A 25587-nucleotide genomic window follows, 5' to 3' on the forward strand; every position below is an offset into this window, starting at 1 on the left:
GGCGGGTCAGCGGTCGGTACGGCGGGCGGCCCGCGAGCGCTCGGTCAGCTCCGCGGCCAGCGCCCACGCGTCGGCCAGGTCCCTGTCGACGGCCGCGGCCCCGGCCCCACCGGCGGTGTCCGCGTGCACCGTGGCCAGCCGCAGCAGCCGCTGCACCGGACCCCGGGTGACGCGCACGCTCTGGATCCGGGCGTACGGCACCAGCGTCAACCGGCGGGTCAGCAGCCCGGAGCGGGCCACGAACACCCGATCGTCGAGGCCGGCGCCGACCACCTTGCGGCTCAGCGGGCGCAGCCACCGGGCCCGTGCCGGCGGCGGCGTGGCGGGCAGCGCGTCCAGCCGGACGCCGGGCAGCACCTCCGCCACGACCCGCGCGCCGGTGTCCGCGTCGCCGACCGGCAGCAGGCGGTCCGGGCGGTTGCGGTCGTCCGGCTCACCGGCCGAGTAACCGGCCACCTCCAGCCGCAGCCGCAGCCATCCCTTCATCCGCCAGAGCAGCGGCCAGGTCGCCCGTACGGTCTGCACCCGGTGCAGCGGCACGGTCTGCACCCGCGTCTCCAGCAGCCCGTTGTGCACGCGCAGCGTGCCGTCGTCCCGGTCGAGCCGGAAGCTCCAGTCGTCGAGCACCCGGCGGATCGGTTGCAGCACCACGCCGGCCATCGCGGTGAGCGTGCTCGCCACCGCGATGAACGACCACGAGTCCTCGGAGAGGAACTGCGCGCCGACGAAGACCAGGCCCAGCGGCAGCAGGAACGCCTGCGGCGTGAGCAGCTGGCTGACCAGCAGGTCCTGGTTGCGGACGGTGTGCAGCCGGCGCCCCTCCGGCGCGGGCACGGCCGGGAGGCCGGGTTCGGCAGCCGGTGCGGGCGCCGGACCTGAGCGACCGGCGACCGCGAGCAGCCGCTGCCGCAGCGCGGTGGCCTCGGCCACGCTGAGGTAGGCCAGCGGCGCCTCGGTCTTGCCCCCGCCGACCACCTCCAGCCGCAGCTCGGCCAGGCCGGTGAGCTGGGCCAGCAGGGGCCGGACCACCTCCACCGCCTGCAACCGCTCCAGCGGGATGGCCCGGGTACGCCGCCACAGCAGCCCTTCGTGGACCCGCAGTTCGCGGCCCACCAGGTGGTAGCCGGTGTTCCACCAGCTCACCACGGACAGCACCGTGGCGCCGAGGACGAAGACCGTGACCAGCACCGCGAACCAGCCGAACCCGACCCGCGACAGCGTCGACCAGGAGAGCCCGGCGATCACCACGACAAGCGACTTCGCGCCGTGCAGCGCCGGGCTGAGCGGATGCAGCCGCTGCCGGGGCTCCTCGCCACCGACAGGTCCGGCGGCCGGACCCCACAGTCCCGGGTACGGCGGCAGCGGCGCGGGCCACGGCCCGGGCGCCGCCGGATCGGGGCCGGGCGACGGCCCGTGACCGGGTGCCGCCGAGCCGGGCGGCCCGTAGCCGGGCGGTGGCCCGTAGCCGGGCTGCGGCGGTCCGTATCCGGGCGGCCCAGGGGCGGGCGGCGCGGCGGGCGGACCGTGGCCCGGCGCGGGCGGGCCGGGCGTCGGCTCGGACCGGTCGTCGGGGGGCGGCGGGGCGCCGGGCTCGCTCCGGTCGCTCACAGGCCCTCCGCCCGGTCCTCGCCCAGCGCGGTCAGCCGGTCGCGCAGCCGGGACGCCTCGGCCGGGCGCAGACCGGGCACCCGGGCGTCGCTCGCGGCCGCCGCCGTATGCAATTGCACTGTGGCGAGGTCGAAGGCGCGCTCCAGCGGACCGGCGCTCACATCGACGAACTGCATCCGGGAGTACGGCACGATGGACAGCCGCCGCACCAGCAGGCCGTGCCGCACGAGCAGATCGTCGTCGCGCTCGGCGTACCCCCAGGCGCGGACCGCGCGCACGATGGTGACGGACCGCCAGACGCCCAGCAGCAGCGCTCCGCCCACGGCGGCGCCGAGCAGCCAGTGCCCGGCCAGCGCCCAGGCGGCGCCGAGCACCACGAGCGTCACCGCCAGCCCGATGCCGAGCCGGATCAGCTCCACCCAGATCAGGTCGCGGGAGATCGGCTGCCAGCGGACCGTGTCCGGCCAGGGCTCCAGCGCGCTGCGCGAGGCGGGCGGCGGGCCGGCGGGACCGTCACCGCTCATCGGGGAGACCTGCCGTGTTCGCCGCCGGTACGGGCTCGGATCATCTGCTCGCTCACGCTTCGAGCGTAGGCGATCAGGGCAGCGGGACCACCTCGCGGAGGAAGCCGCGTGCGTCGAGGAAGTCGCCGAGGGAGCCCCGGTGCTCCGGGCAGGCCAGCCACGTCTTGCGCCGGTCCGGCGCGTGCAGGCGGGGGTTGTGCCAGCGGAGCTGGTACGCGGCGGGTGCGCGACATCCCCGCGCCGAGCAGATCAGCGTTTCGTCCGGGCTGGTGGGAGTCGTCACCGGGGCGAGTCTAGAGGCCGCACGCCGGGAGTTTTAGCGCCGGGCGGCCACGGGGGGAGCCGCCCGGCGACGGGGTGAATCGTACACACTGCGGACCCCTCGTTGTCCACCCGTGTTCAGCGTTTTCCGCACGCCGGGACGGCGTGGCCGGACGGCGCGGCGAAAATCGTGCCTCTCCCACCCTCGGCTCTCAGGGAGGCATGACAGTCTTGGTACGCACCACGCCGCGACGACGACCCTGCTGTGGAGGACCGGTGGCCCAGCCGACCACACCCGACGTGCCGAACCCGACCGAGGCGGCGCCGGACGCGCCGCCCCCGGCGGGCACCACCCCGGCCCAGGACGCCACGCTGCTGGAGCGGGCCCTGTTCGAGACCAAGCGGGTGATCGTCGGCCAGGACCGGATGGTCGAGCGGATGTTCGTCGCGCTGCTGGCGCGGGGCCACTGCCTGCTGGAGGGCGTGCCGGGGGTGGCGAAGACACTCGCCGTGGAGACCCTGGCGCGGGTCGTCGGCGGCTCGTTCGCCCGGGTCCAGTTCACCCCCGACCTGGTGCCCGCCGACATCATGGGCACCCGGATCTACCGGCAGTCCAGCGAGAAGTTCGACGTCGAGCTGGGCCCGGTCTTCGTCAACTTCCTGCTCGCCGACGAGATCAACCGCGCGCCGGCCAAGGTGCAGTCGGCGCTGCTGGAGGTGATGAGCGAGCGGCAGGTCTCCATCGGCGGCGAGAGCCACCGGGTGCCGGACCCGTTCCTGGTCATGGCCACCCAGAACCCGATCGAGCAGGAGGGTGTCTACCCGCTGCCGGAGGCACAGCGGGACCGGTTCCTCATGAAGATCGTCGTGGGCTACCCGACCGATGCCGAGGAGCGCGAGATCGTCTACCGGATGGGCGTGACGCCGCCCGAGCCGGCCCGGGTGTTCGACACCCCGGACCTGGTCGCCCTCCAGCACAAGGCCGACCAGGTGTTCGTGCACAACGCGCTGGTCGACTACGCGGTGCGGCTGGTGCTCGCCACCCGGGCGCCGGCCGAGCACGGCATGCCCGACGTGGCCCAGCTCATCCAGTACGGCGCCAGCCCGCGCGCCTCGCTCGGCCTGGTCCGGGCCACCCGCGCGCTGGCGCTGCTGCGCGGCCGGGACTACGCGTTGCCGCAGGACGTGCAGGACATCGCGCCGGACATCCTGCGCCACCGGCTGGTGCTCAGCTACGACGCGCTCGCCGACGACGTGCCGGCCGACCACATCGTGCACCGGGTGATGTCGACCATCCCGCTGCCCGCCGTCGCGCCCCGCCAGCAGGCCACACCACCGCCGCCGGCCGTGCCGCACAACGGGTGGCCCGGGCAGCGGCCGTGACCTCGCCCACCCCGCTGAGCGCCGCCGGCGACCGCTCGGGGGCCGTGCTGGCCCGGCTCCAGCTCATGGTGACCCGCAAGCTGGACGGCCTGCTCCAGGGCGACTACGCCGGGCTGCTGCCCGGACCGGGCAGCGAGGCGGGGGAGTCCCGGGAGTACCGGCCCGGCGACGACGTGCGCCGGATGGACTGGCCGGTAACCGCCCGCACCACCATGCCGCACGTTCGGCGTACGGTGGCCGACCGCGAGCTGGAGACGTGGCTGGCGGTGGACATGTCGGCCAGCCTGGACTTCGGCAGCGGACGGTGGCTCAAGCGGGACGTGGCGGTGGCCGCCGTCGCCGCGCTGGCCCACCTCACCGTGCGGGGCGGCAACCGGATCGGGGCGGTGGTCGGCACCGGCGGGCCGGGCACGATGCTGCGGCTGCCCGCCCGCTCCGGCCGCAAGGAGGCCCAGGGGCTGCTGCGGGCGGTCGCCGGAGCCGAGATCCGGCCCGGCCGCAGCGACCTCGGCGCGCTCGTCGACATGCTCAACCGGCCGCCCCGGCGGCGCGGCGTCGCGGTGGTGATCTCCGACTTCCTCGCGCCGCCGCAGCAGTGGGGCCGTCCGCTGCGTAAGCTGCGGGTCCGCCACGACGTGCTGGCCGTCGAGGTGGTCGATCCGCGGGAACTGGAACTGCCCGACGTGGGGGTGCTGCCGGTGGTCGACCCGGAGAGCGGGGAGCTGCACGAGGTGCAGACCGCCGACCCGGGCCTGCGCCGCCGGTACGCCGAGGCGGCGGCCGCCCAGCGCGGGGCGATCGCCGCCGAACTGCGTGCCGCGGGCGCGGCCCACCTGCGCCTGCGTACCGACCGAGACTGGCTGCTGGACATGGTGCGTTTCGTCGCCGCGCAGCGGCACGCCCGCACCAGAGGGACGACTCGATGATCCGTTTTCTGCAACCGTGGTGGCTGCTCGCCGTGCTGCCGGTGCTCGCCCTCGCCGCCGCGTACGTCTGGCGGCAACTGCACCGCCGGCAGTACGCCCTGCGGTTCACAAACGTCGACCTGCTGCGTACCGTCGCGCCCAAGGGACTGGGCTGGCGGCGGCACGTGGCGGCCACCGCGTTCCTGCTCTGCCTGCTGGTGCTGGCGACCGGGCTGGCCCGTCCGGCGATCGACACCCGGGAGCCGCTGGAGCGGGCCACCGTGATGCTCGCCATCGACGTGTCGCTGTCGATGCAGGCCGACGACGTGTCACCGAACCGCCTGGAGGCGGCGCAGGAGGCGGCCAAGCAGTTCGTCGGCGAGCTGCCGCAGAGCTACAACCTGGGGCTCGTCTCGTTCGCGAAGTCGGCGAACGTGCTGGTGCCACCGACGAAGGACCGGGCCGCCGTCACCACCGCCATCGACGGGCTGGTGCTGGCCGAGGCAACCGCCACCGGCGAGGCGGTCTTCACCTGCCTGGAGGCGATCCGCTCGGTGCCGGCCGACGGCGCCGCCGGCATCCCGCCGGCCCGGATCGTGCTGCTCTCCGACGGCTACCGCACGTCGGGCCGGTCGGTGGAGGAGGCCGCGGCGGCGGCGCAGGCGGCGAACGTGCCGGTGTCCACCATCGCGTTCGGCACCGACTCCGGGCAGGTCGACATCGGCGGGCAGCTCCAGCGGGTGCCGGTGGACCGCACCGCGCTGTCCCAGCTCGCGGAGACCACGCAGGGCTTCTTCTACGAGGCGGCTTCGGCCAGCGAGCTGAAGCAGGTCTACCAGGACATGGGCAGCTCGATCGGCTACCGCACCGAGCCGCGTGAGATCACCCAGTGGTACGCGGGGATCGCGCTGCTGCTGGCCCTGTGCGCGGGCGGGCTGAGTCTGCTCTGGACGTCCCGGCTGGTCTGAGCCGGGAACCGGCCGGCGGCGGTCAGTGACCGCCGCCGACCAGCACGAACAGGACGGCCACCCAGACGGCGGCGAGGGTGAAGCCCAGCGGGGCGACGTAACGGCTCATGGGTGTGCTCCGTGGCGACGGGCGGCCCGGTGCGGGCCGTTGGGGGTCGGGGCGTACGCGCACGAAGTCGTGACCGGGTGCTCCGCCGCGCGGCAGGCCACACCCCGGCGTGCTCGCCGGGAAGCGAATGCGGTGCGGAGGGCGGGAAGCGGGTCAGCCGCGTCGGCAGAGCCGTGGCTCAGCGGGGCTGACGGTGGGCCCGGCCACGACTGGGAGGATCGCTATCTCGCACAGCGATCACCTCCTGCGGTCGGCGGGGCCCGGCGCGGGCGCAGACCGGCCCGCGAACGCGATCATCGTACACCGGGGGTGTGGGTGTCGCGCGCGCGGCCGCCGGTCCCGCGGACCCCGGTTGGAGCGGCGCTGTGACCTGCGCGGGTTAGCGCTTACCTGTCGGTAACCCCTAGGCTCCGACCGACCGAGAGATCACTGAGCAGAGGGGGATCCGTGGCCCGAACGGTGCTGGTGACCGGCGGCAACCGGGGGATCGGCCTGGCCATCGCGCAGGCGTTCGCCAAGCAGGGCGACCGGGTGGCGGTGACGTACCGGAGCGGCGAAGCCCCCGAGGGCCTGTTCGGCGTGCGGTGCGACGTGACCGACGCCGAGTCGGTCGACGCCGCGTTCACCGCGATCGAGGCGGAACTCGGCCCGGTGGAGGTGCTCGTCGCGAACGCCGGCATCACCGACGACACGCTGATCATGCGGATGTCCGAGGAGCAGTTCGCCCGCGTCCTCGACACCAACCTGACCGGCTCGTTCCGGGTCGCCAAGCGGGCCTCGACGAAGATGCTCCGCGGCCGCTGGGGCCGCATGATCTTCATCTCCTCGGTGGTCGGCCTCTCCGGCGGCGCGGGCCAGGTCAACTACGCGGCCAGCAAGGCCGGCCTGGTCGGCGTGGCCCGCTCGATCACCCGCGAGCTGGGCGCCCGCAACATCACCGCGAACGTGGTGGCGCCCGGCTTCATCGACACCGACATGACGGCGGGCCTGCCCGAGGAGCGCAAGGCGGAGATCCGCAAGTCGATCCCGGCCGGCCGGATGGCCACCCCGGACGAGGTAGCCGGTGTCGTCACCTGGCTCGCCTCGGACGCGGCCGGATACGTCACCGGCGCCGTCATCCCGGTCGACGGCGGCCTCGGCATGGGTCACTGAGCGAAGCACACGGAGGAGACACGCAATGTCCGGACTTCTCGCCGGTAAGCGGCTGCTTGTCACCGGCGTCATCACCGACGCGTCGATCGCCTTCTCGGTGGCGAAGCTCGCCCAGGAGAACGGCGCCCAGGTCGTGCTCACCGGTTACGGCCGGCTCTCCCTGGTGGAGCGGATCGCCAGGCGGCTGCCCGAGCCGGCGCCCGTGATCGAGCTGGACGTGACGAACGAGGAACACCTGGCCGGGCTGGCCGACAAGGTACGCGAGCACGTCGACGGCCTGGACGGGGTGGTCCACTCGATCGGATTCGCGCCGCAGAGCTGCCTCGGCGGCGGTTTCCTCGACGCCCCCTGGGCGGACGTGGCCACCGCGCTCCAGGTCTCCACCTACTCGTACAAGTCGCTGGCCATGGCCGCGCTGCCGCTCATGTCCGCCGGTGGCGCCGTGGTGGGCCTCACCTTCGACGCCACCAAGGCGTGGCCGGTCTACGACTGGATGGGCGTGGCCAAGGCCGGGCTGGAGTCCGCCTCCCGCTACCTGGCGCTGCACCTGGGCAAGCAGGGCATCCGCAGCAACCTGGTCGCGGCCGGCCCGCTGCGCACCATCGCGGCCAAGTCCATCCCCGGCTTCGACCAGTTCGAGGACGCCTGGACCGAGCGGGCCCCGCTGGGCTGGAGCCTCACCGACCAGGAGCCGGCCGCGCGGGCCTGCCTGGCGCTGCTGTCCGACTGGTTCCCGGCCACCACCGGCGAGATCGTCCACGTCGACGGCGGCTACCACGCCATCGGCGCCTGAGAGGTAAGGAAGGGCCCCTTCTTAACGCCTCGTGCAGCGGAAGGGGCCCTTCTTAACACGCCGCCGCCCGGGTGGTCACCACACCGACCAGGGGGCGTCGCCACGCCGTGACGGCGGGCGAGGAAGAATGGCCCCATGGCGTACGACGCGTTGGTGCTGGTCTCCTTCGGCGGCCCGGAGCGGCCCGAGGACGTTCTCCCGTTCCTGCAGAACGTGACCCGGGGGCGGGGCGTGCCGCCGGAGCGGCTGGCCGAGGTCGCCGAGCACTACCTGCACTTCGGCGGGGTGTCGCCGATCAACCAGCAGTGCCGTGACCTGCTCGCGGCGATCCGCGAGGACTTCGCCGCAAACGGCGTCGACCTGCCGGTCTACTGGGGCAACCGCAACTGGGACCCTATGCTCGCCGACACGGTGGCGCGGATGCGCGACGACGGGATCACCCGGGCGCTGGCGTTCGTCACCAGCGCGTACGGCGGCTACTCCTCCTGCCGGCAATACCAGGAGGACATCGCCTCGGCCCGCGCCGCTGTCGGCCCGGACGCCCCGCTGATCGAGAAGCTGCGCCAGTTCTGGGACCACCCCGGCTTCATCGAGCCGCACGCCGACGCGGTCCGGGCCGCGCTGGCCCAGCTCGACCCGGCGAAGCGGGACAGCACCCGGCTGGTCTTCACCGCGCACTCGGTCCCGATGTCCGCGGCCGCCACCGCCGGCCCGCACGGCGGCCGGTACACCGCCCAGCTGGAGGAGGTCGCCCGGCTGGTGCACGCCGCGGCCGCGCCCGACCTGCCGTACGACCTGGTCTGGCAGAGCCGGTCCGGGCCGCCGCAGGTGCCGTGGCTGGAGCCGGACGTCAACGACCACCTGGCCACCCTGCCCGAGCAGGGCGTGACGAGCGTGGTGGTCAGCCCGATCGGCTTCGTCTCCGACCACCTGGAGGTGGTGTGGGACCTGGACACCGAGGCGCTGGAGACGGCCAAGCAGCTCGGCCTCGACTTCGTCCGCGCCGGCACCCCCGGGGTCGACCCGCGATTCGTGGCGATGGTCCGCGAGCTGGTGCTGGAGCGCACCGCCCCGGACGGCGAGCGGCTGCGCCGCCGCCTCGGCGAGCTGCCCGCCTGGGACACCTGCCCGGCGTTGTGTTGCGTACCCCCGGCCCGCCGGCCCTGAGCCCGACCCGACGACACCCCTGGGGACGACACGATGCTTGACCGCAAGCCGGTGCAGAGCTGGCTCACTGACATGGACGGCGTGCTGGTGCACGAGGGGCAGCCGGTGCCCGGCGCTCCGGAGTTCGTCAAGAAGCTGCGTGCCTCCGGCAAGCCGTTCCTGGTGCTGACGAACAACTCCATCTACACCCCGCGCGACCTCCAGGCCCGGCTGGCCCGGATGGGGCTGGACGTGCCGGAGGAGGCGATCTGGTCCTCCGCGCTGGCCACCGCCCAGTTCCTGGCCGACCAGCGGCCGGGCGGCACCGCGTACGTCATCGGTGAGGCCGGCCTGACCACGGCGCTGCACGCGGTGGGTTACGTGCTCAGCGACTTCGCCCCGGACTACGTGGTGCTGGGGGAGACGCGTACCTACAGCTTCGAGGCGATAACCAAGGCGATCCGGCTGATCAACGACGGTGCCCGGTTCATCTGCACCAACCCCGACGCCACCGGCCCGTCGATGGAGGGCGCGCTGCCGGCGGCCGGTTCGGTGGCGGCGATGATCTCGAAGGCGACGGGTGTCGACCCGTACTTCGTCGGCAAGCCCAACCCGATGATGATGCGCTCCGCGCTGAACACCATCGACGCGCACTCCGAGTCGACCGCGATGATCGGCGACCGGATGGACACCGACATCCTGTGCGGGCTGGAAGCCGGGCTGGAGACGATCCTGGTGCTCACCGGCATCAGCAGCCGGACCGAGGCGGAGCGGTACCCGTACCGTCCGTCGCGGATCGTCGATTCGGTGGCCGACCTGATCGACGAGGTCTGAGCCGGGGGTCTGCGGTGTTAGAGCCGCAGCGGCGCGTTGCAGGCGGCCACCAGGGCCTGCCGGCACGCGGTGGTCAGCGGCCGCAGCGCCGCGTCGCGCTGCTGCGCCTCGTAGGTGTTCACCGCGCCGCCGGGCGCGCTCTCCCCGGCCAGCGCCAGCACCCGATCGAGTACGGCGGCGCGCGCGAACAGCCGGCGGGCCCGCGGGTCGAAGCCCGGCGGCAGGTCGGTGCCGCCGTCCGGGCGGCGCAGCGCGGCGAGCGCGCCGGCCAGCTCGGGCCGCCACTGCGCGACGTCCAGCCGGGTCAGCGTGGCGGTGGTCTCGGCCAGCACGGCGGCGAGTTCGGCCTCGGCCTCCGCCGCGCCGGGCGTGGCGAGCGACGCCTTCGGCGCGTCCACCGGCAGCGGGTGGACCCGCCACAGCACCGTCTCCCAGGTCATCCCGGAGCCGGAGGTGTGCGTGCGGACCTCGGGCACCAGCCCCATCCCGCTCGCCACCACCGCCTCGCCCGCCACCAGCGCCGCCCCGGCGAACGCACCCGGGCCGGGCAGGCCGCGCGGGTCGCCGGGCGCGGGCAGCACCAGGCGGATGTCGTCGGGCGAGTGCTTGGCGAGGCTGGGCAGCGCCTCCCGCAGTGACACGTCGGTCCAGGTGCCGGGGGCGTCGGCGACGAGGTGCTCCTCGTCGCCGGTCACGGCGTCGGCCACCTCGTCGAACGGCACCAGGCCGGCTCGCCAGGCACGCACCCAGGCGACGAACCGGCTCGACCGGCGCGGAGCCAGCGTGGCCGCGCCCGCTGCGGGGGAGGACATGCCGAAAGGGTACGTGCTCCGCGCCGCTGCTGTCTCGGCTGCCGCTCCGGCGGCGCTACCTGGTCCCAACTACCCCCTTCGCACCGTTTCGTGCCGACGGATGATCACGCGGTCGGCGCGTCGCCGGGCGGCACTCCGGGACGCTGGTTAGCGTTTCCGGCATGGCGGGGCGATATGACGGCGACGTGCTGGCCGGCGACTGGCGGCGACGGAAGGTGACCCCCGAGGTCGACGCCGAACCCGACCTGGTGGTCGAGGACGCCGACTCCGGGTTCTGCGGCGCCGTGGTCGGCTTCGACTCCGGCGCGGTGGTGCTGGAGGACCGGCACGGGCGGCGGCGCAACTTCCCGCTGCTGCCCGCCGCGTTCCTGCTCGACGGCAGGCCGGTCACGCTGCGACGCCCGGCCCGCGCACCGGTGCCCGCCGCGCGACGCCGTACCGCGTCCGGCTCGATCGCTGTGGACGGCGTCCGGGCGCAGGTCGCCAAGGCCAGCCGGATCTGGGTCGAGGGCGTGCACGACGCCGCGCTGGTCGAGCGGATCTGGGGCGACGACCTGCGCGTCGAAGGCGTGGTCGTGGAGCCGCTGGACGGCATCGACGCGCTCGCCGACGAGGTGCGCGCGTTCGCGCCCGGCCCGGGTCGCCGGCTCGGCGTGCTCGTCGACCACCTCGTGCCCGGCTCCAAGGAGAGCCGCATCGTGGCGCGGGTGAACTCGCCGCACGTGCTGGTCACCGGGCACCCGTACGTCGACGTGTGGCAGGCGGTACGCCCGGCGGCGCTCGGCATCTCCGCGTGGCCTGTGGTGCCACCGGGGCAGCCCTGGAAGGAGGGCGTCTGCGCGGCGCTCGGGGTGGCCGAGCCGGCCGACATGTGGCGGCACATCCTGTCCCGGGTGGACAGTTTCGCCGACGTCGAGACGCCGCTGATCAACGCCATGGAGCGCCTGATCGACTTCGTCACCGAGCCTGGGTGACCGGTTGGGCCTCTGTAGTGGTTGCGGTTGAGGGCCGGGGGCGACCGTGCCCGGCTCCGGGCGGTCAGGCTTGATCCCCGCGCCGGTCACGATCGCCCCCGGACCCGTCGTGCACCGGCTCCGCCCGCCCTCAGATCTCCTGTCCCCGCCTCGGTCTCCCTTCAGTCTCCCGTCCTCGTGCCCCTGGCACCCCTCGCCTGGTTGATCAAGGAGTTTGTGGGCGTGCTGGAGATCAACGCCGACACAAACTCCTTGATCACCGGGGTGAGGGTGGCCGTGTGCGTCGATCATGGAGTTGTGGTCCCAGTGGATCGGGGCATAGCGGGGCGAAAGGGGGGCCACAAGTGCAAGATCGGCGGGGCGGGGGTGGGGGCGAGGGCTGTCAGGGGAGGTCGTCGGGGGTGCGGGTCAGGAGGAAGGTGGCTATGTCCAGGGCTACCGGGGTGCCGGAACGGTCGCGGATCACCGTCAGGATCTCGCCGTCCTGGGAGCCGGAGCGGCCCCGCCACCGGTCCGGTCCCTCGGGAGTGAACCGGAGCAGCGGCCTGCCCACCTGACCGCCGACCAGGTCCCCGGCGGCGTCGACGCGGAACTCGTACTCGCCGCCCATCCACCACCAGCGGCCGGTGAGCGCGGCGACGTCGGCGGCGGGCGGGTCGGCCGGGTGCCAGGGGGCGGGCGCGGCCGGTTCGGCGTCCAGCACCAGCGTGAGCGCCTCGCGGCCGAGCGCGCCGATGTGGTGGCCGCGCATCCCGTACGCGTTGGCGAAGTTGACCACGGCGGTCCGGGTGGGCCGGTGCACGGCCAGGCCGGCGACGTAGCCGGGCATGGAACCGCCGTGCCCGGCGTACACGCGGTCGCCGACCCGGTAGAGCTCGATGCCGAGGCCGTGCCCCCCGGTCCACGAGTCGAGGTCGTTGATCACCAGCGGGGCGCACATCTCGGTGAGGGTGGCGGGGGAGAGCACCGCCGGGTCCGGGTCGGCCAGGAACGTCGCCCAGCGGCCCAGGTCCTCGACAGTCGACCAGAGTTGCCCGGCCGGCGCCATCGCCCCGGTGTCGGTACGCGGCTCCTCCCGCAGCGTCTCGTGCCAGGGGTGGACGACGTAGCCGTGGGCGTACGGCTCGGCCGGGTGGTACGTGGTGCGGCGCAGGCCCAGCGGCGCCAGCAGCCGCTCGGTGAGCAGGTCGGCCCACGGCGTGCCGGTGATCCGTTCCAGCAGGCCGCCCAGCAGCCCGTACGCCAGGTTCGAGTAGTGGTAGACGAAGTGCGGCGGATAGGCGATCTTGCCCGGCGTCAGCCCGGCCAGCAGCGTGTCCAGGTCCATGCCCTCGGCCCGCTCCCACCACTGGCCGTCCGGCTCGCGTTGCAGCCCGCCGGCGTGGCTGAGCAGCTGGCGCACGGTGACCGCGCCGACCGGGGTGCCGGGCAGGTGGGCGTCCAGCGGGTCGTCGAGCGCCAGCCGGCCGGCGTCGCGCTGCTGCATCACCAGCACCGCGGTCATGGTCTTGGTGATCGAGCCGACCCGGTACTGCAGGTCGCCGTCGGGCGGGGGTGTCGCACCGGCCACCGCCAGGTGCGCCAGGTGACCGTCGCGGACCACGCCGAGGGCGAGCGAGGGCGCCCGCCCCTCGGCCTGGGCCCGGGCGACCAGCAGGTCCACTTGACGCGCGGTCTCGGGCAGCAGGGGCATGTCGTCCTCCTCGTCGGCGGGTGACGCGGTACGCCGCGCCGAGCCTAGCGATCATGACAGTTCGATGACACGTGCGTTGACGTGTCAGGATTGTTCTCGTGGACGCCGTGTTCTGGATCGTTCTAGGTGTGGTATTAGCGGTCGCCGAGATCTTCACGACGACGCTCTTCCTGATCATGTTCGGGGTCGGGGCGTTCGCCGCCGCCGGCGCCGCGGCGCTCGGTGCGCCGGTGGCGCTCCAGGTGGCGATCTTCGCGGTGGTGTCGGCGCTGTCGGTGGTGGTGGCCCGTCCGGTGGTCCGGCGGCACGCCCGGCCGGCACTGGAGACCGGGGAGCAGCCGTTCGGGGTCGAGGCGCTGGAAGGGGCCACCGCTGTGGTCCTGGAGGCGGTCGACGCCGAGCGGGGCATGGTCAAGATCGATGGTGAGCTGTGGACGGCCCGCTCGTACGACGCGACGCGCGCGTACGCCGAGGGTGAGCGGGTGCAGGTGATCAAGGTCCGGGGCGCTACTGCCCTGGTGTGGCAGGACGACATTTCCACCCCGGGCGAGCTGCCCGAAGCGAAAAGGTGAACGGTATGGAGTTTCTGGCGATCCTGATGATCGCGGTGGCGTTGATCGGCGTGGTGACGCTGTTCAAGGCGGTGCGGATCGTGCCGCAGCAGCGTCAGGACGTGGTGGAGCGGCTCGGTAAGTACAAGCGCACGCTGAACCCGGGCCTCAACCTGCTGGTGCCGTTCGTCGACGCGGTGCGCACCAAGGTCGACATGCGCGAGCAGGTGGTCAGCTTCCCGCCCCAGCCGGTGATCACCTCCGACAACCTGGTCGTCTCGATCGACACTGTCCTCTACTTCAAGGTGGTCGACTCGGTCCGCGCCACCTACGAGATCTCCAACTTCCTCCAGGCCATCGAGCAGCTCACCGTCACCACGCTGCGTAACGTGATCGGCTCGCTCGACCTGGAGCGCGCGCTGACCAGCCGCGAGGAGATCAACAGGCACCTCTCCGGCGTGCTGGACGAGACCACCGGCCGCTGGGGCATCAAGGTGACCCGGGTCGAGATCAAGGCGATCGAGCCGCCGCCGAGCATCCGCGACTCGATGGAGAAGCAGATGCGCGCCGAGCGGGACCGCCGTGCCGCGATCCTCAACGCCGAGGGCCACAAGCAGTCGCAGATCCTCACCGCCGAGGGTGAGAAGCAGGCCGCGGTGCTGCGCGCCGACGGTGACCGGCAGGCCCGGATCCTCCAGGCGGAGGGCCAGGCCAAGGCGATCCGTACCGTCTTCGACGCGATCCACACCGCCAACCCGAGCCAGAAGGTGCTGGCCTACCAATACCTCCAGGCGCTGCCGCAGATCGCCAACGGCACGGCAAACAAGGTCTGGATCGTCCCGACCGAGCTGACCAGGGCTCTGGAGGGCATGGGCGGCGCGCTGGGCGGGCTCGCGAACATGGTCGGCGACCAGCCGTCGCCGGAGGCCGCCAAGAGCGCCGGCGAGGTCGAGCGGGAGGCCGCCGAGGCCGCCCAGGCCGCGGCCATCGCGGCCCAGGAGATCCACGACGAGGTACGCGTGGCGGAGGCGCAGGCCACCGGCGGTAACACCCCGCAGGGCCTGCCCGCGCCGGAGCCGGTGTCGCCGGCCAGCCTGGTGAACGACCCGGCGGACCGGCGCGAGCGGGGCTGACCGGAAACCCGAGAATCCCTCATACGGCGCTCCGGCGGCTGCCACCATCGGTCTGAGGACTGGTGGTGGCAGGGCCGGAGCGCCGTCGCGCGTCCCGGGCCGCCCGTGGCGCGAACGAGGTGAGGCATGAAGGACCCGGCTAACCGGTTGTTCTCCCGTACCCCCGTCCCCGGCGCGCACGACCCCGCCGGACCGATCGGCTCCCGGCGTACCGGAGGGGGGTTCGGGGTCCTGCCGTTCGTCTCCGAGCCGGGCCCGGGGGCGCCGGCCACCGACGCGACCTGGGCCTGGTCGATCCGCCGGTTCGCCCGCGCGGCGGTCTGGCTGCTCCCGGCGTACGCGGTCCTCTACGGCCTGGTGGCGATGGCCAGCGACGGCGGCGTGGGCAACGACCCGTATCCGGCCGACGGTCGGCCGCTCTACCTGGTCGGCTGGGTCGCGGCGGTGTGGCTCGGGCTGCTCGCCCTGCTCGCGCTGACCGGCCTGCTCGCCGCCACCCGCTGCCGCCGCGTCGCACTGGCCGGGCTGCTCGCGAGCATCGGCGGGATGGTGCTGATGCTGCCGTTCGCCGGGCTGGCCGAGCAGACGCCGGTGTTCGGGGTGACCGCGCGCGGCATCGTGCTGTTCGGCGCCACCCTCTACAGCGCCGGCTGGTTCCTCACCGGCTGGTCGGTCGCCCGGTCCGGGATGTTCTCCTACGGCGACGGGACCATGCTGATGATCGCCGCCCCGCTGCTCGGCCTGGGCGGCGCGCTGATCGGCTCGCTCCAGACGTTCGGTGCGATCTTCGTGCTGGTCGCGGGCATCGGCATCGGCTACCGCAGTGGCCGGCTGGTGCCCGAGACCATCGCCCGGGACGCGGCCGCGGCGAGCGTCGCCGCCGCACCCGTGCCGCCCGCGTCACCGAAGGGCCCACTCGGGGCGGGATGACCGGTTCTCCAGCTGAACGGTCGCCGTGAGGTAACTGACAGTTGCCTGGCGAGGTGGCCGGTAGGCGGCTTCAGTGGCAATCCTTGCGTCCATGCCGTCTCCCAGGTCGCCGCTGTCGCGGCTGTTCACCGTGCTGCTGGCCGGCCTGCTCGCCGGGCTCGTCCTCGCGGTCGCCGCGCTGCCCGGCGGCCTGCTCGGCGGGTTCGCCGCCCGGGCGGCGCTGGGCGCGTACGCGGACCTGCCGGACGCGCTGCGCACCCCGGTGCAGCCGCAGCGCTCCTACCTCTACGCCAACGACGGCACCACGCTGATCACCACGTTCTACGACGTGAACCGCACCGACGTGCCGCTGGCCGAGATCGCCCCGGTGATGCGGCAGGCGATCATCGCGGCCGAGGACCGGCGGTTCTACTCCCACGGCGGCGCGGACCCGCGCGGCATCGCCCGCGCGCTGGTGGCGAACGTCAGGGGCGGCGGCACCGAGCAGGGCGGCTCCACGCTGACCATGCAGTACGTCCGCAACGTGCTCAAGACCGACCCGAACCGCACCGCCGAGGAGCGGCAGGCCGCCACCGAGCAGACCGTCGGGCGCAAGCTCCAGGAGATCCGGTACGCGAACGCGCTGGAGCAGTCGCTCTCCAAGGACGAGATCCTCAACCGCTACCTCAACATCGCGTACTTCGGCTCCGGCGCGTACGGCGTCGCCGCCGCCAGCCAGCGCTACTTCGGCAAGGCCCCGGCCGACCTGACGCTGGGCGAGGCGGCGCTGCTGGCCGGCCTGGTGCAGTCGCCGGACGCGTACAGCCCGATCGACGGCGACAAGGACCAGGCGCTGGCCCGGCGCGGTTACGTGCTCGACGCGATGGCCGAGACCGGCGCGATCACCGCGCAGCAGGCCGCCGCGGCGAAGACCGAGGCGCTGACGCTGCGCCCGACGGCCCAGCCCAACGGCTGCACCGCCACCGCCCAGGGCCACGACGACTGGGGCTTCTTCTGCGACTATCTGCGCCGCTGGTGGCTCACCCAGCCGGCCTTCGGCAGCACCCCCGAGGAGCGGGAGCAGGCGCTGCGCCGGGGCGGCTACCGGGTCGTCACCACGCTCGACCCGGAGATCCAGCAGACCGCGCAGGAGCAGGCCACGAAGGTCTACGGGTACGGCAACAAGCGCGCGCTGCCGATCGCCGCGGTCGAGCCCGGCACCGGCCGGGTGCTCGCCATGGCGGTGAACCGGCACTACAGCCTCGACGCCAACCCGGACGGGCAGGCCAACCACCCGAACACGGTCAACCCGCTGATCTCCGGCGGCGCCAGCGTCGACGGCTACCAGGCCGGCTCGACGTTCAAGATGTTCACCATGCTGGCCGCGCTGGAGGCCGGCAAGCCGCTGTCCACCGGCTTCGACGCCCCGAGCCGGCTGCCCACCCGGTACGCCTCGGACGACGAGGGCAACTGCGACGGCACGTGGTGCCCGGCCAACGCCAACCCGCAGTGGATGGACGGCTACCGGATGATGTGGGACGGCTTCGGCCGTTCCGTCAACACGTACTTCGTCTGGCTCGCCGAGCAGGTCGGCGAGGACAAGGTGGTGGAGATGGCCCAGCGCCTCGGCATCACCTTCCGGGCCGACTCCGACGCCGCGTTCGCCCGCGACAACGCCGCGAACTGGGGTGCCTTCACCCTCGGCGTCGCCGCCACCACCCCGCTGGACCTGGCGAACGCGTACGCCACTGTGGCCGCCGAGGGCACGTACTGCACGCCGCTGCCGGTGGTCTCGGTGACCGCGCCCGACGGGGACGCCGTCGACGTGGCGCAGCCGTCCTGCAAGTGGGTGCTCGAACCGGACGTGGCCCGCGCCGCCACCGACGCGGCCCGCTGCCCGGTCGGCCAGCAGTCCTCGGTCGGGCAGTGCAACGGCGGCACCGCCACCGCCGTCGACCGGATCGTCGGCCGCCCGGTGGCCGGCAAGACCGGCAGCTCGGAGCGGAACGCCACGGAGACGTTCGTCGGCTACACCCCGCAGATCGCGGTGGCGGGCATCGCCGCCAACCCGGACGACGTCAACGACCTGGTCGGCTCCGCCGTGCAGGCGAAGGTGATCGACGCGGTGGCCCGGACCATCAGGACGGCGCTCACCGGCAAGCCGGTGGCCGGCTTCACCGCGCCGAGCCGGGCGCTGGTCGGCGACCCGCAGCGCCCGCAGCCGCCCCGGCGGACCGAGCCGGACAACCGCCGCGAGCAGCGCCAGGACAGCGAGCTGCCCGCCGACGTGCTGCGCTGGCTGCGCGGCCGCGGGTAAGGAGGGGCCCCTTCTTAACGCCTCCGGTAGAGGAAGGGCACCTTCTTAACGCCGCGCCCCGCGTCCCGCGCCGCGCCCACGACGGCGCCCACTACCGCGTCGAGGCGGCGGCCACCTCGTCCGGGGTGCCGTCGCCGTCGAGCGTGACGAACGAGCCGAACTCCGGCAACGCCCGGTAGGCGGCGTCCAGCGCGCGCAGGTGCGCCAGCTCCTCGGTGTCGATGCCGCGCGCTGCCACCCGCCGCTGGGCCACCGCCGGCGAGGTGGACAGGAAGCACACCACCGCCGGGCGGGGGAAGACCGCGTAGACCGCGCGCACCACGCGCCGTCCCCGGTCGCCCCGGGCCGCCATGATCACGTCCTGGCACCAGGTCCACCGGTCCAGCACCGCCACCCGTCCGGTCAGGCGGGCCACCGCCACGGTGCGGGTCATCGCCACCGCGCGCACCGTCGCCTCCAGGACCGCATAGAGGGTACGGCCGAACAGCGCCACCCCGTCCGGCCGGCCGAGCGCCCGCGCCAGCCGGTTCCACAGCGGCCGCCCACCGGCGTTCTCGAAGTACCGCGCCCGGACACCCCGCTCGCCCAGCCGCGCCGCGAGCGCCCTGGCCTGGGTGGTCTTGCCGGAGCCGTCGACGCCGATCAACGCGATCAGCAGAGGGCGGGCCACAGCCCCGGACGCTAACGCACCCGGGCAACGACGTGTCGGATCCGGGCCGGCGGCTCCGACCCACCGGTGAGCGCGCCAGACCGGGACGCGCCGCAACGCGGAGGAACACATCATGGGCAAGGTCATCTACGGGGTGCACACGTCGGTCGACGGCTTCATCGAGGGGCCGGACGGCGAGTTCGACTGGCCGCAGATGGGACAGGAGCTGTCCGCGTACTCGATCGGGCTGGCCGAGCGGGCCGACGCCTTCGTCTACGGGCGGCGGGTGTGGGAGATGATGTCCTCCTACTGGCCGCAGGTCGAGTCGATCTCCGACCACCCGCACGACCTGGCGTTCGCGCCGGTCTGGCGGCGTACCCCGAAGGTCGTGGTCTCCCGCACGCTCGCCGAGGCTTCCCACGGCGCCGTGGTGGTCGGCGGCGGCGACCTGGCGAAGAAGTTCGCGCAGGTCCGCGAGCGGTTCCCCGGCGACCTGCTGGTCACCGGCGGCACCGGCGCGGCGACGGCGCTGGCCGCGCTGGGGCTCGTCGACACCTACGAGGTGATCGTGCACCCGGTGGTGCTCGGCGGCGGGCGGCAGGTGCTGCCCGGCCTGGCCCGGCAGCACCTGCGGCTGGTCGAGACGCGCGCCTTCGACGGACGGTCGGTGCTGCTGCGCTACGCGCGGGCCTGACGGCTCAGCGGCCCCGGCGGCGGGGCCGGTACGTGGCGAGCGCGGCCGGCACACCGCGCCGCACGATGCCGGCCCGGTCGCTGTCCCCGCGCAGCACCGCGGCGGCGGTCTTGCGGGCCTGCTCGGCGGTGAAGTGCGGCGGCAGCATCAGCTCGGCCGGGTCCACCACCGCGTTGACCACCACCGGGCGGTCCGCGTCGAGCACCCGCTGCCACAGGCCGTCCACCCGGGCGGGGGAGTCGACCAGCTCACCGCCGAGACCCAGCACCTCGGCCCACCTGTGGTACGCCACGTCCGGCAGGTCCTGGCTGTCCGGGAACATCGGCGTGCCCTCGCCGGAGCGCTGCTCCCAGCTGACGAACGCCAGCTGGCGGTTGTTGAGCACCAGCACCACGAACCGGGGGTCCGGCCACTCCCGCCAGTACCTCGCCACCGTGATCAGCTCGTTGACGCCGTTCATCTGCATCGCCCCGTCGCCGAGCAGCGCGATCACCGGGCGGTCCGGGTGGGCGAACTTCGCCGCCAGCGCGTACGGCATCCCGCCGCCCATGGAGAGCAGCGTGCCGGAGAGGCTGGCCAGCATGCCGGGGCGGACCCGTACGTGCCGGGCGTACCAGGCGGTGACGGTGCCGCAGTCCACCGCCAGCATGGCGTCGTCCGGTAGCGCGTCGTCGAGCGTGGTGAACAGCGACTGCGGGTTGACCGGGTCGGCCGGCTGGGCGGCGACCTCGCGTTGCGCGGCCCGCCACTTGCCGGTGGCATCGGCGAGGGTGGCCCGCCAGGCGGTCGGGCCCGGCCCCGGGCCCAGCTCCTTGAGCAGCGCGCGCAGCGTCGGCCCGGCGTCGCCGGTCAGGTTCACCTCGGTCGGGTAGCGCAGCCCCATCCGGGTGCCGTCGATGTCGATCTGCACCGCCCGCGCCTGACCCTCCGGCGGGTAGAACTCCGAGTACGGCATCTGGCTGCCGACGATCAGCAGCCTGTCGCACTCGCGCATGAGCTGCCAGCTCGGGCGGGTGCCGAGCAGGCCGATCGCGCCGGTCACCCAGGGCTGCCGGTGGTCGACGGCGGTGAAGCCGAGCAGCGCTGTGGTGACCCCGGCGCCGAGCCGGTCGGCGATCCGGCGTACCTCGTCCTCGGCGCCGAGCGCGCCCTGCCCGACGAGCATCGCCACGCGCTCGCCGCCGCGCAGCACCTCGGCCGCGCGGCGCACGTCGGCCTCCGGCGGCACCGTCGGCTCGCTGCTCGGCACCACGCTGGTGTGGTAGTAGCCGTGCGCGTGCGGCGGGTCGGGCACCGCCGGCAGGTCCTGCACGTCGGAGGGGAGGACCAGGGCGGTCACGGTACGCCGGGCCAGTGCCGTGCGGCAGGCCCGGTCGACCAGGTGCCGGGCCTGGGACGGATCGTCGAGCTGGGCCAGGAAGGCCGACGCCACGTCCTTGTAGAGCGCGAGCAGGTCCACCTCCTGGTAGTAGCCGCCGCCCTCGGCGGGCAGCGCGGTGTGCCCGAGCAGCGCCACCACCGGCTGGTGGTCGAGTTTCGCGTCGTAGAGGCCGTTGAGGGCGTGGATCGCGCCCGGGCCGCTGGTCACCACCACGCAGCCGAGCGGACCGCCGCCGTACTTGACGTGCGCGCCGGCCGCGAATCCGGCGGTCTCCTCGTGCCGTACCTGGATGAACCGGGCCCGTCCCTCGGCGCGTTGCAGCGCCGAGGTCATGCCGTTGATCCCGTCGCCCGGGTAGCCGTAGTAGCGGTGCACGCCCCACTGGGCGAGCCGGGCCACCAGGTAGTCGGCGACGGTGGCGTCGCGGGGGAGGTTGCCGTCGTGATCCGCGCCCATCGTGGTCCCCTCCGTCGCGTCGACCTCCCGGCTTGCTTCCCCGCCCGGGGCGGCGGAAACCCGGCCCGTGCCGGGGCGGCCGGGTGGGCCGGGCAGAATCGCCTGGTGCCCGTCCACGAGATCACCGACCCCGACGACGACCGGATCGCCGACTACCGCGCGCTCACCGACGTGGAGCTGCGTACCCGCTGGGAACCGCCGCACGGGCTGTTCATCGCCGAGGGGGAGCTGGTGCTGCGGCGGGCGCTGCGGGCCGGTTACCCGGCCCGGTCGTACCTGGTCGACGCCAAGCGGGTCGACCAGCTCGCCGACCTGTACACCGGCGACACGCCGGTGTACGCGGCCACGCCGGACGTGCTCCAGCGCGCCACCGGCTTCCACGTGCACCGGGGCGTGCTCGCGTCGTTCCACCGCAAGCCGCTGCGCCCGGCCGACGACGTGCTGGCCGCCGCCCGGCGGGTGGTGGTCCTGGAGGACGTGAACAACCACACCAACCTGGGCGCGATCTTCCGGGGCGCCGCCGCGCTCGGCGTCGACGCGGTGCTGCTGTCGCCCACCTGCGCCGACCCGCTCTACCGGCGCAGCGTACGGGTCAGCATGGGCGAGGTGTTCGCGGTGCCGTACGCCAAGCTCGACAGCTGGCCCGAAGGGCTGGACCAGGTCCGGGCGGCCGGTTTCACGGTGCTCGCGATGACACCGGCGCCTGATGCCGTACCGATGCAGCGGCTGACCCCGGCGCAGCGGGAGCGGGCGGCGCTGCTGCTGGGCGCGGAGGGGCCCGGCCTGACCGCGGCGGCGCAGGCGGCCAGTGACGTGCGGGTGGTGATCCCGATGCGGCGCGGCGTGGACTCGCTGAACGTGGCCGCCGCGGCGGCGGTGGCGTTCTGGGAGCTGGGACGCGAGGACGCGCTCTGACCAACGGGCTTGCATGACCATGCGAGACCGTGCATAATCTTCCTTGTGTCCAAGGTTCTCACCTCCCTGCCCATCGGCGAACGTGTCGGCATCGCCTTCTCCGGCGGCCTCGACACCTCGGTAGCCGTCGCGTGGATGCGCGACAAGGGTGCCGTCCCCTGCGCCTACACCGCCGACATCGGCCAGTACGACGAGCCCGACATCGCCTCGGTGCCCGGCCGCGCGCTCAGCTACGGCGCCGAGGTCGCCCGCCTGGTCGACTGCCGCGCCGCCCTGGTCGAGGAAGGGCTGGCGGCGCTCACCTGCGGCGCCTTCCACATCCGCTCCGGCGGGCGGGCCTACTTCAACACCACGCCGCTGGGCCGCGCCGTCACCGGCACGCTGCTGGTGCGCGCGATGATCGCCGACGACGTGCAGATCTGGGGCGACGGCTCGACGTTCAAGGGCAACGACATCGAGCGGTTCTACCGGTACGGCCTGCTGGCCAACCCGCAGCTGCGGATCTACAAGCCGTGGCTGGACACCGCCTTCGTCACCGAGCTGGGCGGGCGCACCGAGATGTCGGAGTGGCTGCTGGAGCGCGGCCTGCCCTACCGGGACAGCACCGAGAAGGCGTACTCCACCGACGCCAACATCTGGGGCGCCACGCACGAGGCCAAGACGCTCGAACACCTGGACACCGGCATCGAGACGGTCGAGCCGATCATGGGCGTCAAGTTCTGGGACCCGTCCGTGGAGATCCCTGCCGAGGACGTCACCATCGGCTTCGACCAGGGCCGCCCGGTGACGATCAACGGCAAGGAGTTCGGCAGCGCCGTCGACCTGGTGCTGGAGGCCAACGCCATCGGCGGCCGGCACGGCCTGGGCATGTCCGACCAGATCGAGAACCGGATCATCGAGGCCAAGAGCCGGGGCATCTACGAGGCGCCCGGCATGGCGCTGCTGCACGCCGCGTACGAGCGGCTCGTAAACGCCATCCACAACGAGGACACGCTGGCGAACTACCACAACGAGGGCCGGCGCCTCGGCCGCCTCATGTACGAGGGCCGCTGGCTGGACCCGCAGGCGCTGATGCTGCGCGAGTCGTTGCAGCGCTGGGTCGGCACGGCGGTCACCGGCGAGGTCACGCTGCGGCTGCGCCGGGGCGAGGACTACTCGATCCTGGACACCACCGGCCCGGCGTTCAGCTACCACCCGGACAAGCTGTCGATGGAGCGCACCCAGGACTCGGCGTTCGGCCCGGCCGACCGGATCGGCCAGCTCACCATGCGCAACCTCGACATCGCCGACTCGCGGGCCAAGCTGGAGCAGTACGCCTCCGTCGGCATGGTCGGCGGCGGCACCCCGCAGCGGGTCGTCGGCGCCGCCCAGGCGGCCTCGACCGGGCTGATCGGCGCCATGCCGCAGGGCGGCGCGGAGGCCATCGCGTCCCGGGGCGTGCCCACCGCCGAGGACGAGGCGCTCGACCGCGCCGCGATGGAGTTCGGCGTCGACTGACCGCCGCTTGTGTCTGACCGCCCGCCGGTCCCGCCTCTCCGGTGGGCCGGCGGGCGGTGTGGCTTTCGGCGACGGTGGTGACGCAGGGTAGCGTATCGCCCGTGTTCCCTACCGTGCGTGAGGTGCTGGACCTGGTGCCCGTGCGTCACGGCGCGCCCCGCCTGGTCGCCGGGAACGCCGGACTGGACCGGTCGGTGCGCTGGGTGCACATCGCCGAGGTGCCGGACATCGCCACCCTGCTCGGCGGCGGGGAACTCGTCCTGACCACCGGGATCGGGCTGCCGGCCGACGACGCCGGTCTCCGCGAGTTCATCGGCACCCTGGCCGACGTCGGCGCCTCCGGGCTGGTGGTCGAGCTGGGCCGCCGCTACCTCACCGGAGTGCCCCGGGTGATGGCCGCCGCCGCCGAACGCCGCGGCCTGCCCCTGATCGAGCTGCGCCGGGGCACCCCGTTCGTCCGGATCACCGAGGCGGTGCACGCGCTGATCGTGGACGCCCAGCTCACCGAGCTGCGCGCCACCGAGGAGATCCACCAGCGGTTCACCGAGCTGTCGGTGGAGGGTGCCGAGCCGGCCGAGGTGCTGCGGCAGGCCGCCGAGCTGGCCGGCTGCCCGATGGTGCTGGAGAACCTCTCCCGGCAGGTGCTCGCGTACGACCCGGCGGGGGAGAATGCCGAACTGCTGCTGGACGGCTGGGAGCGGCACTCGCGGCAGATCCGCCCGCCCGGGCGGACCGCGTACGACCCGGACAGTGGCTGGCTGGTCACCACCGTCGGCGCGCGGGGACAGGACTGGGGACGGCTGCTGCTGCGCTGGCCGGCGACCGAGTCGCCCCCGCCGACCCGGCTGACCATCCTGATCGAGCGGGCCGCCTCCACGCTGGCCCTGGGCCGGCTGATCCGGCGCGACGCCGAGGGCCTGGAACGACAGATCCACCGCACGCTGCTGACCGCCCTGATCGACCACACCCGCCCGGTGGACGAGGTGGCGCTGCGGGCCAAGGCGCTCGGCGTCGTTCTGGACCGACGGCACCTGGTCGGCGTCGTGGTCCGGCACCGCGCCGACGAACTCGCCGGTGATCCGGGCGCCCCCGACGACGAGGCCACCCCCGCCCGGCGCGGCACGCGCCGCGACACCGACGCCGAAGGTCCGCAGGCCGGCCCGGCCCGCCTGCGCGACCTCGCCGAGGCGGTCAGCCAGGCCGTCCGGGACGCCAAGCTCACCGCGCTGACCAGCCCGCTCGACGACCAGGCGGTCGGCGCGCTGCTGGCGCTGCCCGACCCGGCCGCCGAGGAGAAGGCCCTCGCCGCGTTCGCCACGGCGTTGCGCCGGGTACGCCTCGACGCCGTCCCCGCCGCCCGCTCGGCTCGACCGGCCGACGCTACCGACCGGCCCGGCGGTAGGGCTGTGGCGTCCGGGAACGGGCGGCCCGTCGACGCGCCGCCCCGGGCGGCGATCGTGGTGGCGGCCGGGTCCGGCGTGGGCAGCCTGCGCGAGGCACGCCGGTCGCTGATCGAGGCGCGGCAGGTCGCCGAGGCGGCCCGGCGGGATCCCCGGGATCTGCCCTGCTACCGGCTGCCGCACGTCGGGCTGGCCGGGCTGCTGCACCTGCTGCGTGACGAGCCCCGGTTGCAGACGTTCGTCGAGCGTGAACTCGGGCCACTGCTCGCCCACGACGCCCGGCATCCGCGGGAGCAGTTGCTGGGCACCCTGCGGGCGTACCTGGAGCAGGGGCGCAACAAGTCGGCTGCGGCGGCTGCCGCGCACCTGTCCCGGCCGGCGTTCTACGAGCGGCTGGCCCGTATCGGCCGCATCCTCGACGCCGACCTCGACTCGGTCGACAGGTGCCTGTCCCTGCACGTCGCCCTGCTGGCCCTGGACGCCATCCGCACCCCCTGACCCCGCCCGCCCTCCTCGTCCCCAC

The 25587-nt window shown here is 73.8% G+C and carries 23 protein-coding genes; 16 read left to right on the forward strand and 7 right to left on the reverse strand.

The genetic code is table 11. The features are described from left to right. Positions 1-6: 6 nt before the first annotated feature. From AB0C17_RS06420 to AB0C17_RS06430, 3 genes are all read right to left on the reverse strand, one after another. Complete coding sequence (locus AB0C17_RS06420) at positions 7-1362, reverse strand: PH domain-containing protein (RefSeq protein ID WP_357388131.1); 1356 nt, start codon at positions 1360-1362, stop codon at positions 7-9. 242 nt (positions 1363-1604) lie between these two features. Beyond that, positions 1605-2132, reverse strand: coding sequence for a PH domain-containing protein (locus tag AB0C17_RS06425; RefSeq protein WP_357476998.1), 528 nt, complete (start codon positions 2130-2132; stop codon positions 1605-1607). Between the two features lie 73 nt (positions 2133-2205). Beyond that, a complete protein-coding gene (locus AB0C17_RS06430; protein ID WP_357388008.1) occupies positions 2206-2415 on the reverse strand; it encodes a hypothetical protein in 210 nt (69 codons plus the stop codon). 254 nt (positions 2416-2669) lie between these two features. On the opposite strand from AB0C17_RS06430, the gene AB0C17_RS06435 reads away from it, so the two are divergent. The 7 genes from AB0C17_RS06435 (at position 2670) to AB0C17_RS06465 (ending at position 9683) form a co-directional block, all read left to right on the forward strand. Beyond that, positions 2670-3776, forward strand: coding sequence for a MoxR family ATPase (locus tag AB0C17_RS06435; protein ID WP_357388010.1), 1107 nt, complete (start codon positions 2670-2672; stop codon positions 3774-3776). Next, positions 3755-4702, forward strand: a complete 948-nt coding sequence (locus AB0C17_RS06440; RefSeq protein WP_357388012.1) for a DUF58 domain-containing protein — start codon at positions 3755-3757, stop codon at positions 4700-4702. The genes AB0C17_RS06435 and AB0C17_RS06440 overlap by 22 nt, the downstream gene beginning before the upstream one ends. Continuing rightward, positions 4699-5649: a VWA domain-containing protein gene (locus AB0C17_RS06445; RefSeq protein WP_302907890.1), complete on the forward strand. Its 951-nt coding sequence runs from the start codon at positions 4699-4701 to the stop codon at positions 5647-5649. The genes AB0C17_RS06440 and AB0C17_RS06445 overlap by 4 nt, the downstream gene beginning before the upstream one ends. 556 nt (positions 5650-6205) lie before the next feature. Then, positions 6206-6910, forward strand: a complete 705-nt coding sequence (locus AB0C17_RS06450; RefSeq protein ID WP_357472557.1) for a beta-ketoacyl-ACP reductase — start codon at positions 6206-6208, stop codon at positions 6908-6910. A gap of 25 nt (positions 6911-6935) precedes the next feature. Beyond that, positions 6936-7703, forward strand: coding sequence for an enoyl-ACP reductase FabI (fabI, locus tag AB0C17_RS06455; RefSeq protein WP_357388016.1), 768 nt, complete (start codon positions 6936-6938; stop codon positions 7701-7703). 135 nt (positions 7704-7838) lie between these two features. After that, entirely contained in the window at positions 7839-8870 is a 1032-nt protein-coding gene (locus tag AB0C17_RS06460; protein WP_357388018.1) for a ferrochelatase, read from the forward strand. A gap of 33 nt (positions 8871-8903) precedes the next feature. Beyond that, positions 8904-9683, forward strand: a complete 780-nt coding sequence (locus AB0C17_RS06465) for an HAD-IIA family hydrolase (protein WP_091048117.1) — start codon at positions 8904-8906, stop codon at positions 9681-9683. A gap of 17 nt (positions 9684-9700) precedes the next feature. Here AB0C17_RS06465 and AB0C17_RS06470 read toward each other — a convergent pair whose 3' ends face one another. Further along, a complete protein-coding gene (locus AB0C17_RS06470) occupies positions 9701-10495 on the reverse strand; it encodes a hypothetical protein (protein WP_357388020.1) in 795 nt (264 codons plus the stop codon). 161 nt (positions 10496-10656) lie between these two features. Here AB0C17_RS06470 and AB0C17_RS06475 point away from each other — a divergent pair, with 161 nt between their 5' ends. After that, a complete protein-coding gene (locus tag AB0C17_RS06475) occupies positions 10657-11469 on the forward strand; it encodes a DUF3097 domain-containing protein (protein WP_357472554.1) in 813 nt (270 codons plus the stop codon). 382 nt (positions 11470-11851) lie between these two features. On the opposite strand, the gene AB0C17_RS06480 is transcribed toward AB0C17_RS06475, so the two are convergent. Beyond that, positions 11852-13162 (reverse strand): serine hydrolase domain-containing protein, encoded by a 1311-nt coding sequence (locus tag AB0C17_RS06480; protein ID WP_357477001.1) that lies wholly within the window; start codon positions 13160-13162, stop codon positions 11852-11854. Positions 13163-13260: 98 nt separating this feature from the next. Between AB0C17_RS06480 and AB0C17_RS06485 the strand changes: the two genes are divergently transcribed. From AB0C17_RS06485 to AB0C17_RS06500, 4 genes are all read left to right on the forward strand, one after another. Beyond that, complete coding sequence (locus AB0C17_RS06485; protein WP_357388026.1) at positions 13261-13734, forward strand: NfeD family protein; 474 nt, start codon at positions 13261-13263, stop codon at positions 13732-13734. A gap of 5 nt (positions 13735-13739) precedes the next feature. Further along, positions 13740-14846 (forward strand): SPFH domain-containing protein, encoded by a 1107-nt coding sequence (locus AB0C17_RS06490; protein WP_357477004.1) that lies wholly within the window; start codon positions 13740-13742, stop codon positions 14844-14846. Positions 14847-14972: 126 nt separating this feature from the next. Beyond that, complete coding sequence (locus AB0C17_RS06495) at positions 14973-15776, forward strand: hypothetical protein (protein WP_357388030.1); 804 nt, start codon at positions 14973-14975, stop codon at positions 15774-15776. Positions 15777-15867: 91 nt separating this feature from the next. Then, positions 15868-18072: a transglycosylase domain-containing protein gene (locus AB0C17_RS06500; protein ID WP_357477007.1), complete on the forward strand. Its 2205-nt coding sequence runs from the start codon at positions 15868-15870 to the stop codon at positions 18070-18072. A 91-nt stretch (positions 18073-18163) separates the two neighbouring features. Here AB0C17_RS06500 and AB0C17_RS06505 read toward each other — a convergent pair whose 3' ends face one another. Then, on the reverse strand, positions 18164-18742 hold the full coding sequence (locus tag AB0C17_RS06505; protein ID WP_357477009.1) for a thymidylate kinase: 579 nt from the start codon (positions 18740-18742) through the stop codon (positions 18164-18166). 112 nt (positions 18743-18854) lie between these two features. Between AB0C17_RS06505 and AB0C17_RS06510 the strand changes: the two genes are divergently transcribed. Continuing rightward, positions 18855-19415, forward strand: coding sequence for a dihydrofolate reductase family protein (locus AB0C17_RS06510; RefSeq protein ID WP_357477011.1), 561 nt, complete (start codon positions 18855-18857; stop codon positions 19413-19415). A gap of 4 nt (positions 19416-19419) precedes the next feature. Here the strand turns inward: AB0C17_RS06510 and AB0C17_RS06515 are convergent, their stop codons facing one another. Continuing rightward, positions 19420-21252, reverse strand: coding sequence for a thiamine pyrophosphate-requiring protein (locus tag AB0C17_RS06515; protein ID WP_357477014.1), 1833 nt, complete (start codon positions 21250-21252; stop codon positions 19420-19422). A 102-nt stretch (positions 21253-21354) separates the two neighbouring features. Here AB0C17_RS06515 and AB0C17_RS06520 point away from each other — a divergent pair, with 102 nt between their 5' ends. From AB0C17_RS06520 to AB0C17_RS06530, 3 genes are all read left to right on the forward strand, one after another. Then, positions 21355-22167, forward strand: coding sequence for an RNA methyltransferase (locus tag AB0C17_RS06520; protein ID WP_357477281.1), 813 nt, complete (start codon positions 21355-21357; stop codon positions 22165-22167). A gap of 45 nt (positions 22168-22212) precedes the next feature. Beyond that, positions 22213-23664, forward strand: a complete 1452-nt coding sequence (gene argG / locus AB0C17_RS06525; protein WP_357477017.1) for an argininosuccinate synthase — start codon at positions 22213-22215, stop codon at positions 23662-23664. Between the two features lie 101 nt (positions 23665-23765). Next, positions 23766-25562, forward strand: a complete 1797-nt coding sequence (locus tag AB0C17_RS06530) for a PucR family transcriptional regulator (RefSeq protein ID WP_357477020.1) — start codon at positions 23766-23768, stop codon at positions 25560-25562. Positions 25563-25587 lie beyond the last annotated feature (25 nt).

The organism is Micromonospora sp. NPDC048887 (assembly GCF_040649715.1).
Taxonomy (GTDB): Bacteria; Actinomycetota; Actinomycetes; order Mycobacteriales; family Micromonosporaceae; genus Micromonospora.